This window comes from Xanthomonas hortorum pv. pelargonii (assembly GCF_024499015.1).
In the GTDB taxonomy this organism is placed as follows: domain Bacteria; phylum Pseudomonadota; class Gammaproteobacteria; order Xanthomonadales; family Xanthomonadaceae; genus Xanthomonas; species Xanthomonas hortorum_B.
Map to the genome: position 1 here is coordinate 4,030,948 of NZ_CP098604.1, position 12,222 is coordinate 4,043,169.

At 65.6% G+C, this 12,222-nt stretch carries 8 protein-coding genes; 5 read left to right on the top strand and 3 right to left on the bottom strand.

The annotated features are described in order from the left end of the window. Nucleotides 1-74: 74 nt before the first annotated feature. Genes NDY25_RS17370 through NDY25_RS17385 form a run of 4 tightly spaced genes read left to right on the top strand, consistent with a single transcriptional unit; the run spans nt 75 to nt 9,625 of the window. Nucleotides 75-7,295, top strand: a complete 7,221-nt coding sequence (locus NDY25_RS17370; RefSeq protein ID WP_256627594.1) for an Hpt domain-containing protein — start codon at nt 75-77, stop codon at nt 7,293-7,295. A gap of 7 nt (nt 7,296-7,302) precedes the next feature. After that, nucleotides 7,303-8,490, top strand: coding sequence for a chemotaxis protein CheB (locus NDY25_RS17375; RefSeq protein WP_074058005.1), 1,188 nt, complete (start codon nt 7,303-7,305; stop codon nt 8,488-8,490). Between the two features lie 34 nt (nt 8,491-8,524). After that, entirely contained in the window at nt 8,525-9,001 is a 477-nt protein-coding gene (locus tag NDY25_RS17380; RefSeq protein ID WP_006450740.1) for a chemotaxis protein CheW, read from the top strand. 30 nt (nt 9,002-9,031) lie between these two features. After that, nucleotides 9,032-9,625 (top strand): GNAT family N-acetyltransferase, encoded by a 594-nt coding sequence (locus tag NDY25_RS17385; RefSeq protein WP_256628009.1) that lies wholly within the window; start codon nt 9,032-9,034, stop codon nt 9,623-9,625. Between the two features lie 205 nt (nt 9,626-9,830). Here the strand turns inward: NDY25_RS17385 and NDY25_RS17390 are convergent, their stop codons facing one another. Further along, on the bottom strand, nt 9,831-10,091 hold the full coding sequence (locus tag NDY25_RS17390; protein ID WP_256627595.1) for a hypothetical protein: 261 nt from the start codon (nt 10,089-10,091) through the stop codon (nt 9,831-9,833). Nucleotides 10,092-10,453: 362 nt separating this feature from the next. On the opposite strand from NDY25_RS17390, the gene NDY25_RS17395 reads away from it, so the two are divergent. Beyond that, nucleotides 10,454-10,579: a hypothetical protein gene (locus tag NDY25_RS17395; RefSeq protein WP_256627596.1), complete on the top strand. Its 126-nt coding sequence runs from the start codon at nt 10,454-10,456 to the stop codon at nt 10,577-10,579. A gap of 242 nt (nt 10,580-10,821) precedes the next feature. Here the strand turns inward: NDY25_RS17395 and NDY25_RS17400 are convergent, their stop codons facing one another. Both NDY25_RS17400 and NDY25_RS17405 read right to left on the bottom strand, forming a co-directional pair. Continuing rightward, nucleotides 10,822-11,640: a hypothetical protein gene (locus tag NDY25_RS17400; RefSeq protein ID WP_256627597.1), complete on the bottom strand. Its 819-nt coding sequence runs from the start codon at nt 11,638-11,640 to the stop codon at nt 10,822-10,824. Beyond that, entirely contained in the window at nt 11,637-12,209 is a 573-nt protein-coding gene (locus tag NDY25_RS17405) for a sigma-70 family RNA polymerase sigma factor (RefSeq protein WP_168958164.1), read from the bottom strand. The genes NDY25_RS17400 and NDY25_RS17405 overlap by 4 nt, the downstream gene beginning before the upstream one ends. Nucleotides 12,210-12,222: the final 13 nt, after the last annotated feature.

The window sequence follows — 12,222 nt, forward strand, 5'->3', positions numbered from 1 at the left end:
AGTCGCGTTACGTCGATGCAGGAACAGACCGGTCGCCGCGTGAGCGGTGCGTCGGTCGTAGGCAGGGGGCTGCAATGAGTGCGCTTCGCGATGCGATGAGTCACGCCGCGCTGGGCTGGGTCAAGCCGGAGTTGGACGAGACGTTGCGCCAGGCGCGCAACGAGATCGAGTATTTTGCCGAAGAACCATCCGACACCAGTCGGATGCGCTTCTGCGCCGGCTATCTGCACCAAGTGCAGGGCACGCTGCGCATGGTGGAGTTGTACGCCCCGGCCATGGTGGCCGAGGAGCTCGAGCTGCTGGCCCAGGCCGTGCAGGTGGGCGAGGTGGCCGACCGCGACGAAGCCTGCGCCATGCTGATGCGCGGCACCGTGTTGCTGCCCGATTATCTGGAGCGTCTGCAGAACGGCCATCGCGATATTCCGATCGTGCTGCTGCCGTTGCTCAATGAAATCCGTGCCACGCGTGGTCAACCGGGCCTCAACGAGAGCGTGCTGTTCGCGTTCGATCCGCAGGCCGGTGTCGCCACCGAAGCCGAACTGGATCACGCGCGCGGCAGCCTGAGCGGGCGCAATCGCGAGTTGCTCGACACTGTCGGCAACGCGGTCAAGGAAGAATTGCTGCGCGTCAAGGACGCGCTGGATCTTCACCTGCGGACCGGCGGCGACATTGCCGAGCTGCAGACCCAGGTCAAGGATCTCGGCAGCGTTGCCGACACCCTGGGCATGATGGGCCTGGGCGTGGCGCGCAACGTGGTCGTGCAGCAGCGCGATGCGCTGGCACGCGTGGTCGATGGCCATGTGCAGATGGACGAAGGCGTGCTGCTGGATATCGCCGGCGCGCTGCTCTATGTGGATGCCTCGCTGGACGACCAGGTCGCCAGTCTGGGTGCCGACTTCAGCGAAAACGAAGACGGCAGCAGCGGCGCCACCTCCGCGGAAGTGCGGCGCACGGTGGACGTGCTGGCACAGGAAGCGATTGCCAATTTCGGTGCGGCGCGCGAGCATTTCGTCGCCTTCATCGAAACCAATTGGGACCACGCGCGTCTGAGCAATGTGCCGCATCTGCTCGGCGAAGTCGGCGGTGCCTTGCGCATTCTCGAATTGCCGCAGGCGGCCGATTATCTGGAAGGTGTGCGGCGTTACGTCGATCTGGAATTGATCGGCAAGCAGCGCGTGCCCAGCGGGCGTCAGCTGGACACGCTGGCCGATGCGATGGCCAGCCTGGAGTACTACCTGGAAGCCCTGCGCGAGCGCCGTCCCGGCCGCGAAGAGATTCTGGACATCACCCGCAACAGCCTGGAAACGCTGCGCTATTGGCCGCTGCCGTCGGGCCAGCCGTCCGAATTGCCGGTGGGTGCCGACCAGCCGGGCGACGTGGTCGAGCCGCAGCCGGTTGCCGCCGCGTTCGCACCGCTTGCCGCTGCGCCGGGCGTTGTGGCCGCCAACGATATTGCGCCTACGCCTTCGCTGGAATGGGCCAACGAAACCGTGACCGAGGCGCCGTTCGCGGCCAGCGTGGTGCACGACACCGGCGCTGCCGCCACCGATACGGTGTTCTCGTTCGACCCGGTCGCTGCCGAAGAAACCGTGTCCGGTCAGGCGCACGTGCCGTTTACGGTCGCGCCGCTGGACCTGTCCGACGATGGCGCGCAGGCGCCCGGCGACTGGCAGCTGGAAACCACCGAGCAAACCGCGCCGATCGCCACCTCCGCGTTCGACCCGGTATCGGCCGAGCAGGACGGCACGGTGCCGGCCGAGCTTGCGCAGGTCAGTTACACGGTGGACCTGAGCGCGTTGGAGCAGGACGACATCGCAACGCCGGTGGTTGCCGAGCAGGCGCCGCTGCAGATCGAGCAGATCGATCTGCCAGGCGATGCGGATCAGACCGAAGTACCTTTGGACTTCATCGCCGAGGCCGAGGCCAGCCCCCGCCGCGCGCAGACCAGCATCGACGATGCGTTTTCGCCGCCGCCGTTGCCGCCACTACCGCCGCAGGAACCGGACAACCCGTTCGTCGACGCCCAGCCCGAGCCGCAGACTCCGCCGGTGGAAGACAGCGCAGAGTCGGGCCCGCCGCGCGTGCAGCAGGCGGTGGTCAGCGAGTTCGAACTGGACGACGCATCGGCCGCGTTCCTGGCCCAGCTCGACGCTGCCGCTGCGCAGTTCGACGTGAATCGTCCGCAGGCGCCGTTGACGGCCAAGACCAATTCCTACACTGCCGCCGACACCCACGCAGAGCCCGACACTGCGCAAGCAGCGCCGGTGCAAGCGTCGAGCGAACCTTTGCAGGCCACTGCGGATGCCGGCATTTTTGGCGGCTTCGGCGACAGCGATATCGATGACGATATCCGCGACGTGTTCCTGGAAGAATTCGACGAAGAACTGGTCAATCTCGGGCTGCTGTTGCCGGTGTGGCGTGCCGCCCCGAACAGCCCCGAAACCATGCGTCCGATCCGCCGCGTCTTCCACACCTTGAAGGGCAGTGGTCGGCTGGTCGGCGCGCATGTGCTGGGCGAGTTCAGCTGGAAGATCGAGAGCATGCTCAACCGCGTGCTCGACAATTCGCGGCCGGCCAGCCCGGCGGTCGTGGCGATGGTGCAACTTGCCTACGACGTGTTGCCGCAGTTCAATGCGGCGCTGCGCGACCAGGGCCGCATCAGTGCAGATCTGCCTGAAATCCAGGCCGTTGCCGAGCGCGTTGCCGCCGGCGAAGAACTCTACTACGTGCCTGCGCCGGCGACGCCAGCGACGGCTGGTGTTGCCGATGTCGCAGTCATTCCAGACATTCCGGCCCTTGCAGGCGTGCTGCCCGCAACCGGCGGCACACCCGCGTCGGTAGACAGCGTGCTGCGCGAAATTCTGGAAGCAGAAGTCGCAACCCACCTGGAAACCGTCAACGCCTGGCTGCAGGCCACGCAGGTCGAGCCGCAGCTGGTCAGCGAAGAAGTGCTGCGCGCCGTGCACACGATGAGTGGCGCGTTCGCGATGACCGACGTGCCGGAAATCACCCTGGTGACCACGCCGGCCGAAAGTTACGTCAAGCGTCTGCTCGCCGCCTCGGTGACGCCATCTGCCGACGGCATCGATGCCATCAAGGCGACCGCCGCGGCGATCGCCACCACCGTCACTGCTTTGCGCGCCGATGCGCCGCTGATTCCATCGTTTGCGCCATTGACCGAGCGCCTGCGCGCGTTGGCGGATACGCTGCCGGAAGCGCAGTGGCCACCGCAGGTGTTCCTGGAGGAGTTGGACGATCTCGACGCGACGAGCGACGAGGCAATCAGCAACGACACGGCGGTCGAACTGACCGGCATGCAGGATCTGTCGCAGTATCTGGATGCGAGCGCATTGTCGTCGCATCCGGCTGATACCGCCGCGCCGACCCCTGTTGCCGATGAGGCGACGCAGGATGCCGATACGCAGGCCGCTGTCGATGCCGATGCACCGATCGCGGTCGACGAGCTGGCCGAAGCGGAAGCCGAAGACACCTCGGCGCTCGCGTTGGAAGCGCCTGCACCAAGCGAAGCACACGAGATCGCCGATGTTGTGTCGGCAGAGCAGCAGGTTGCATCGGCAGAGCAGAGTGGCGATGTGGCCGAGACCGCGCATGCAGCGAGCGGTGATGCGTTCGCATCTGCCGCCGAGTCGGAGCAGGTCGTTGAAGCGCTGCAGGGCGATGTTGCGCAGCACGAGCGCGCAGACGAAAGCGCATCGCACACTGCCGACGCGCACGACACCCCGGCCGATGAGCCGGTGGTCGAAGCCGACGCCTGGGATGCGACCGAACTGCAGCACGCCCCGATTGCCGACACGACGGCGCATCACGACGAAACACGCGATGTGCCGGAAGCGACCGAGCACGTTGCGGTGGACGAGTTGGCCGACGCAGAAGCCGCGTTGGGTGATGCGCAGACGCTTGTTGCGCCGGAAGCCGAGCATGCAGATGCCGAGCGCGCAGAGGCAGAACATGCAGACGGCGAGCAGCAGGCGCTGACTGAGCGCGCGGCCGTGCATGACCAGCACGATCAGCACGCCCAGATCGATGGCGACGCACCGGCGCAGGATGCTGGCCCGCACTTGGTCGACGGCACGCCGTCTGCTGACGAAACGCCTGTCGAGACCATCGAAGCGCTGCAAGCGGTACACGATGAGGCCCCGGTGGCCGATGAGACGCCTGCATCGACGGCCGAAGACTGGACGCCGGAGACCGCAGCGCTGGACAGCGTATCGACCGAGCACGACGAACAGGTTTCCGCAGCGCACGACCACGCTGCCGTGGCTACGGAGGGCGACGCGCAGCTGGGCGAGCAGACCTATTCGGAACAACACGCCCTGCCCGGCGAACAGGTGCAATCGGAAGAGCTCGCGCCTTCGTATGAGCATGCGGAAGCTGAAACGCATGTTCACTCCGACGCGCAGACGGACGATCAGGCGCGTTCGGAAGAACACGCCCACTCGAACGAACAAGTGCTGTCGGACGCACAGGCGCACGAGCAAACTGCCGAAGAACATGCTGGAGAAGTCGAGCAAACTGCCGAAGCCTTACCCGAGTACACCATCGAGTCGGTGCAGGCTTTCGAGATGGCACAGGTGGCCGATCAGGTCGAAGAGACCGGCGATCCGCAGTCCGAGATCGCACCGGAGCTGCATGCCGACGCGACTGCAGATGTCGATGCGGATGCCGACAAGGACGGCAACACCGATGCCGACGCTCGACACAGCGACGAACACGCAACGCACGACACGACCGTGGCAACGGATCATGTCGAACTCACTGAGTACGTGGATCACACTCAACAAGCCGAACAGATCGAGCACATCGAACCGGCCAGCGAAGAGTCGGCCAGCGAACCAGACGCCAGCGAGCAGGAAGACCCCACAGCCGCAACCTTCAGCGCGCCGGTGGAAGAAGCCGCACCGGCCGACACCACCGCCAACGATGCCGGCGCTGCCTTCGATATCGGCCAGCTCAATTTCGATCAGCTCGATGGTGAATTGGTCGACATCTTCGTCGAGGAAGGCCGCGACCTGCTGGACCATTGCGATGGTCTGATCGCCCGCATGCGCGAAGTGCCGGAAGACCGCGATGTCCTCAACGGACTGCAGCGCGATTTGCATACGCTCAAGGGCGGCGCGCGCATGGCCGGCATCAACGCCATCGGCGATCTCGGTCATGCGATCGAATCGCTGCTCGAAGCGGTGGCGGCCAACCGCACCGACATCGATCGCGATGACGTGCGCCTGTTCGAACGTGGTTTCGACCGTTTGCACCAGTTGTTGACCCGCACCGGCATGCACCGCGCCGTGGCGATGCCGACCGACCTGGTGGAAGCCTTCGAAACCCGCACCCGTGGCCGCAACGCCGCCCCGCCCAGCGACGCCGATGTGCGTGCGATCGCCAAGGCGTCGGTGGAACCGGCACCGCTGTCTGCCCCCATTCCGGTCGAGGGCCAGGTCGAGGAAGAACTGATGCCGCGCGCGCAGCAGGAACAGGTGCGCGTGCGTGCCGACCTGCTCGACCGCCTGGTCAATCATGCCGGCGAAGTGGCGATCTACCGCTCGCGGCTGGAACAGCAGATGGGCGCGTTCCGCGGCGCCATGGGCGAACTGGATCGCACCAACGCCCGTCTGCGCGACCAGTTGCGGCGTCTGGATCTGGAAACCGAAGCGCAGATCGTGGCGCGTTATCAGCGCGAGCAGGACCAGGGCGATCGCACCTTCGATCCGCTGGAACTGGACCGCTTCTCCACCTTGCAGCAGCTCAGCCGCGCGCTGAACGAATCGGCCGCCGACTTGGGCGGTTTGCAGGGCGTGCTGGAAGATCTCTCGCGGCAGTACGACGGCCTGCTGCAACAGCAGTCGCGCGTCAGCTCCGAACTGCAGGACGGCCTGATGCGCGCGCGCATGGTGCCGTTCGACGGGCTGGTGCCGCGTCTGCGCCGTGTGGTGCGCCAGGCGGCCACCGATACCGGCAAGCAGGTGCATCTGGTGCTGGAAGGCACCCAGGGCGAACTGGATCGCAACGTGCTCGATCGTATGGTCGCGCCGTTGGAACACATGCTGCGCAACTCGGTGGCGCATGGCCTGGAAACGCCGGAACAACGGCGCGAGGCGGGCAAGCCGGAAGAGGGCAGCATCGCGATCCGTCTGCGCCGCGAAGGCTCGGAAATCGTGCTGGAAGTGGCCGACGACGGCGCCGGGCTGGACCGCGAGGCGATCCGTCGCCGCGGCGAGCAGCGCGGCCTGATCGAACCGGGCCAGGAGCTCAGCGAGGCCGAACTCGATGGCCTGATCTTCGCCTCCGGGTTCAGTACCTCCGAGCAGGTCAGCCAGCTGGCCGGCCGTGGCGTGGGCATGGACGTGGTGCGCAACGAAGTGCGTCAGCTCGGCGGCTCGGTGGATATCCACTCGGTGCGCGGCCAGGGCGTCACCTTCACCCTGCGCCTGCCGCAGACGCTGGCGGTCACCCAGGCGGTGTTCGTGCGGATCGGCGAAACCACCTTCGCGGTGCCGGTGGGTTCGGTCAGCGGTATCGGCCGCATCTCGCGCAGCCGTTACGAATCGGGCGAGGGCGGCTACCACTACGCTGGCGAGGAGTACGTGCTGCACGATCTGGGCTCGCTGGTCGGCCAGCCGGTTGCGCGTGCCGATGGCCAGGCGCAGGTGCCGTTGTTGCTGGTGCGTGCGGGCGATCTGCGCGCGGCTGTGGCGATCGATCAGGTGCTGGGCAACCGTGAAATCGTGGTCAAGCCGGTGGGTCTGCAGATCGCCTCGGTGCCGGGTATCTACGGTGCCACCATCACCGGCGATGGCCGTGTGGTGGTGATTCTGGACGTGGCGCCGCTGGTACGTCGTTACCTCAGCCAGCCGGCGCGTCCGGCGCTGGAAACGCCGGCCGAAGCGCAGCGCCAGGTGCCGTTGGTGATGGTGGTGGACGATTCGCTGACCATGCGCAAGGTCACCAGCCGCGTGCTGGAGCGCCACAACCTGGATGTCACCACCGCCCGCGACGGCGTCGAGGCGCTGGAGCTGCTCGAAGAGCGCGTGCCCGACCTGATGCTGCTGGATATCGAAATGCCGCGCATGGACGGCTACGAGTTGGCGACCGCGATGCGTGCCGACCCGCGCTTCAAGGCGGTGCCGATCGTGATGATCACCTCGCGCAGTGGCGAGAAGCATCGCCAGCGCGCCTTTGAGATCGGTGTGCAACGTTATCTGGGCAAGCCCTACCAAGAGTTGGATCTGATGCGAAACGTGTATGACCTGCTGGGGATCGCCCGTGTCCGAGAATAATGGCGCAATGGGAACGCCGGTCGCCCTGCTGGGCCGGCCCGGTCCGGCGCGCGAGCGCCTGCGTGAAGCGCTCGGTCTGGCCGGCGCGCAGGTGGTGCTGGAAGACGATCCCTCTGCGGTGGACGTGCAGATGCTGCGCGATGCCGAGCCGGTGGCGGTGCTGGTCTCGCTGGAGCCGTCGATCGAAGACGCACTCGAAGCGCTGGAACCGGCTTTCAACATGCCAGGCGTCACGGTGATCTTCGACGAGGCTGAGTTGACCGTGCGCCGCGAGGGCTGGGAAGCGCAGCGGTGGGTACGCCATCTGGCCGCCAAGCTGCACGGCCATGCCGACGTGTTGCCGCCGGGCACCGAAAGTGAGCCGTCGTTGCAGCCCGAGCCTGGCCTGGAACTGGCGCCGCGGCAGCATTCGGATCTGCAGCTCGACCAGCATCTGGAAGCAGCCGCGCAGATCTTCGAACGCATTCCTGGCGATGGATTTTTCACGCGTTCCGGCAGCACTGATGCCGCTGCGGTTGTTGACGACAAACCTGGCCTGTCGCTGGGCGATTCCAGCACCTGGGGCCTGGTCGATGAGGTGGCCGTGGTGGTGCGCCCGCGTGCCGAGCTGGACGTGGCGGCGCTGTCGACCGGCGGTCTGTCGCTGGTGGAGCTGGACCACACGGGCGAGGCCGCCGGCGCGGTGCTGGTGATGGCCGGTATCGGTGGCCCGGATGCGATCCGTCGGCTGCTGGGCGCGTTGCCGCCGCAGTTTCCGCGCCCCGTGCTGGTGCGCATGACGCTGGATGGTGGCCAGTACGGCAACCTGGTGCGGCAGATGGGACGTGTGTCTGCGCTGCCGGTCGAACTGGCTGAAGTCGGCCAGGTGATCGTGGCCGGCAAGGTGTATGTACTGCCCGAAGAAGTCGGTGTTCAGCAGCATGCGGGCGCCCTGGCCTTTATCGCGCACACCGATCCTGCCGCGCTGGTGGCCGCGTTGCCGCCGGCCGACAGTGCGGTGCTGATGCTCAGCGGTGCCAACGAGGCGCTGGTGGATGCGTCGCTGGCACTGGCGGAACAGGGCGGTTGGTTGGCGGGTCAGTCCGCCGACGGTTGCTACGACCCGGCCGCGGCAGCGCGTCTGGCACGCCAAGGCATTTTGACCGGCGACCCTGCGCAGTTGGCGCAGGCGTTGGCACAGCGCTGGCCGGCGTAAGCCGGGCGCTTCCTCTCAGATCGGAACAAGTGCGATGAGCTACGCCAACAATGACGAAATCCGCGGCGTCCTGATCCAGGCCGGACAGGAGCGCGTGCTGCTGCCGAATGCCACCGTGGCAGAGGTGATGTCGCGGGTAGCGGTCGAGCCGATGGCCGACATGCCGCGCTGGGTGGTCGGGCGCATCGACTGGTACGGCTGGAAAGTGCCGTTGCTCTCGTTCGCGCGCCTCAGCGGCATGGGCGAAGAGCCCGCCGCAGTCAACAACAAGGTGATCGTGCTGAAGGCGCTGGGTGGCGATCCGGCGCTGCCATATTTCGCGCTGCTCACCGCCTCGTTCCCGCAGCTGATCTCGGTGCCGCGCGACGGCCTGCTGGCCGACGCCTCCGAAGACGCACTGCCCGACGGCGTGCACATGCGTGTGCTGCTGGGCGAGCAGAGCGCACTGCTGCCGAACCTGGATGCGATCGAAGCGCAGGTTGCGCAGGCGCTTGCGGCGGTTGCTGCCTAAGCGCGGCTGGCTAGACGACTACGCGGCGGCATCTGTACTACGCGCACTGTCACGAGCCTTCCCGTTTTCGCGCCAGTTGATCATGCAGACGGTGTGGTGCTGTGCGATCTGGCGGTGGTCGATCCAGCGGCGATGGCCGAGTACCACACCCGTAACCGCGAACATCTCGCCGGTGCCATGCCACTGCGGCCGCCTGCGTTCTACACCACCGACGGCTGGCGGCGCCTGAGTATCGCTTATCGCACTGCGGTGCCCGGCGAGCGCGAGTTGCAACTGGTGTTGTTGCGCGATGCACAGGTGATCGGCACGGTCGGCTTCACCCAGATCCAGCGTGGCGCCTTCCAGGGCTGCCATCTGGGCTACGGCCTGGATGCGCAGCAGCAGGGACGCGGGTTGATCCAGTGGGCGGCCACGCAGGGCATTGCCTTCGCATTCGGCCCGCTCGGCCTGCATCGGGTGATGGCGCAATACGTCCCCGACAATCTGCGCAGTGCGCGCGTGCTGCAGCGGCTGGGTTTCCAGATCGAAGGTTATGCGCGGCGTTATCTGCAATTGAACGGCGTCTGGCGCGACCATGTGTTGACCAGCAAGTTGCGCGACGATGACCCACCTGTTGGCGCTTAGTGCCTGTGGAGTACGCGTTGAGTTGCCGATGTGCGCGGTCGATTTGCTGAGCGTTTATTCGCGATGTGCAGCGGAATGCCTGACGGTTTGAGCGACAGCTGATCGACCAAAAGGTCAGGGGTTACACACTGCGCGCGTTGCCCAGTGACGCTACCTTGCGTTGATATCTGCGTTGATCGCAGCGTTGTGCTGAAAGGGGGCGCCCTTATTGCGCAGTGTCGAATGGTTCGAGGCGTAGCTGGTCAGCTGCCAGATGCGTGTCTTGCACGATATCCACCTGCGTCGACCAGCCGCGTTGCTTGAGTTGATCGCGCAGTTGAGTGGCCCAGCTCTGCACCTCGGGCGCATCCGCTGTGGCGGCCCGGAGGCGGATCTGGGCAGGCGTTCGATCGGCAGACAGTGCGTAACGCGCAAGCCAGTCGCGTGGCGAAGTGGAAAGTTTTAGCAGACCTGGCTTGCGGGTCATGCTGCCCTTTGCCTGGTAGACCGTTGCGTCCGGCGCGGCTGCGCTAGCGGCTGGTTTGGATGATGGAGATGCATCGCGATAGGCATCGAGGCGCGGTGTGGGTGCATTGCGCACGCGCAGCGGAGCAGCCTGGCCTGCGACAGGCGCAGCGCGGGAGATCAGTGGTGTTTCTGCTGCATGCGCGTTTGTTTGTCGCTCGATCAGTGAGGTTTGCGCTGGCGGCGATACAGGTGCCGATGCCGCGTCTGGTGCAATCGATGCGGATGCGGGTGTGCTGCGATTTGCGGGTGCGGCAAGCGAGCCACTGACGAACGCATCGGCCGGGCTTGCGACGATGGGAGCGGGCGGCGGGGGCGCTGCTGGTGCCTGCGCGTCGATGGATTGCGCATCAACGCCTGGCGCAGGTTCGGCGACGCTCATGGCTGCAAGTGCAGGCGCCGCAGCAGGCGCAGGCACAGCAGCAGGTGCAGGTGCCGCAGCAGGAGTGAGCGGTGGCGCACTAACTGGTTCCGGAGCGAGAGCTGGAGCTGGCGATGGCTGCGCTGGGGGCAATGGTGGCAATGGCGACCGCGATGGCAACGCCGCTATCGAAGGCGCGGCCGCATTGGGTGCCTCGGCATACGCCGGTGCCGGCAGTGCAGGCAGGTCGGATGTGCTGTCTACTGTGCGATCCACCTGGTGGGCGTCGCGCGTTGCCTGTTGAGTCTTTTGCGGTTCTGCCAATGCCGTATCAGGCGTCGTAGCGGTCGGCAGCTCCAGCGTGGGTTGGCTGGCCTGCCACTGTAGGCCAATGCCAACGGCCAGCGTGATCGATGCAGCAAAGGCGAGCGTCGGCATCCAGCGCGGGCGCCGGCTGCTGCGCCGGGAGGCGGCTGCGTGGCTGGTTTGAGTAGAGGTTGCGCTTGATTCGAGTGCTTGCAGTGTTGATGCCTGAGCCTGAGCCTGAGTGAGCAGCAGATGCAGATGCAGATGCAGATGAAGATGCAATTTCAGGCGCAGCTGGGGAGCGCGATGCAGCTCCAGATGTATCTGCCGCTTCATTCGAAGAAGCAGACATATCCGCAGTTATCGAAGCATCTTTAGCTAGAGATAAATCCGCAGCCATCGAAGTATCTTTAGCTAGAAATACCTCTGCAGCTATCGACACATCTGCAGCGGAGGGCACATCCACACTCGGCCGCATAGCTGCCTTGTCGGTGCGCGCTTGCTGCTCGATCCACGCACGCGCAGATGCGCTCAACGCCGTCCCCAATGCCTGATCGGCACGTTCGCCCTGTGCAAGACGCGCCTGTACGGCAGCGCGCTGTGCTGCCTGCGCTTGTTCGGCTTGCGCTGCGGCGGCGGCAAACACGGCTGCCATCGTGGAGGGTGCTTCGAATTGCAATCCGTCCTGTGCGGGAGTCGCTGCATTGCGTTCGGCATCGGCAATGCGCGCGGCCTGCGCAAACCATGCATCCATGGACGCAGGCGGTGCATGCGACGGCAGGGCACGCAGCAGTGCGGCAAGGCCATCGCTGCCCGCGAGAAAGCGGTCGAATGCGCTACTCATTGCGTCGCATCCAGGCTAAGGCGCAGTTTTGCGAACGCATAGCGCAGCCGGCTCTTGACGGTCTCGAAGCCTTCGCCGATCACCTGGGCGATTTCTTCCATGCTGAGTTCGGCAAAGAAGCGCAGCACCACCACTTCGCGCTGTGCGTCGGGCAATGCCATCACTGCGGCGCGCACGCGCTGTTGTTGCTGGCCGAGCATGGCCAACTGCTCGGTGCTCAGGTCGTCGTCTGGCAGCTGCAGATGCGCATCGTCCAGCGCAACCGAGGTGGTGTGATAAGCGCTGCGGCGGATGTCGATCCAGCCATTGCGCGCGATCTGAAACAGAAAGCTGTTGAACGTCGCCTGCCCGGGGCGGTAGTCGCTGCAGCGGGTCATCAGCTTGACCCAGGTCTTTTGCGCGAGATCTTCTGCTTCGCTCAGGTTGCCTTCGCACAACCAGGCCAAAAAATTGAACAGGGCGCGGTTGTGGCGCGTGAACAACTCGGTGGCCGGTTGTTCGACAAAGCCATTGGCGACGAGGAGCATGAGCTCCTCGTCGGGAAGATGCGCAAGGTTGGCAGGTTGCATGCGCGCAGTATAG

What these genes read in the sequence shown, in the direction of transcription:
- NDY25_RS17375 (WP_074058005.1), top strand. Translation starts at nt 7,303, where the DNA reads ATGGGAACGCCGGTCGCCCTGCTGGGCCGGCCCGGTCCGGCGCGCGAG.
- NDY25_RS17405 (WP_168958164.1), bottom strand. Translation starts at nt 12,209, where the DNA reads ATGCAACCTGCCAACCTTGCGCATCTTCCCGACGAGGAGCTCATGCTC.
- NDY25_RS17390 (WP_256627595.1), bottom strand. Translation starts at nt 10,091, where the DNA reads ATGACCCGCAAGCCAGGTCTGCTAAAACTTTCCACTTCGCCACGCGAC.
- NDY25_RS17400 (WP_256627597.1), bottom strand. Translation starts at nt 11,640, where the DNA reads ATGAGTAGCGCATTCGACCGCTTTCTCGCGGGCAGCGATGGCCTTGCC.
- NDY25_RS17380 (WP_006450740.1), top strand. Translation starts at nt 8,525, where the DNA reads ATGAGCTACGCCAACAATGACGAAATCCGCGGCGTCCTGATCCAGGCC.
- NDY25_RS17370 (WP_256627594.1), top strand. Translation starts at nt 75, where the DNA reads ATGAGTGCGCTTCGCGATGCGATGAGTCACGCCGCGCTGGGCTGGGTC.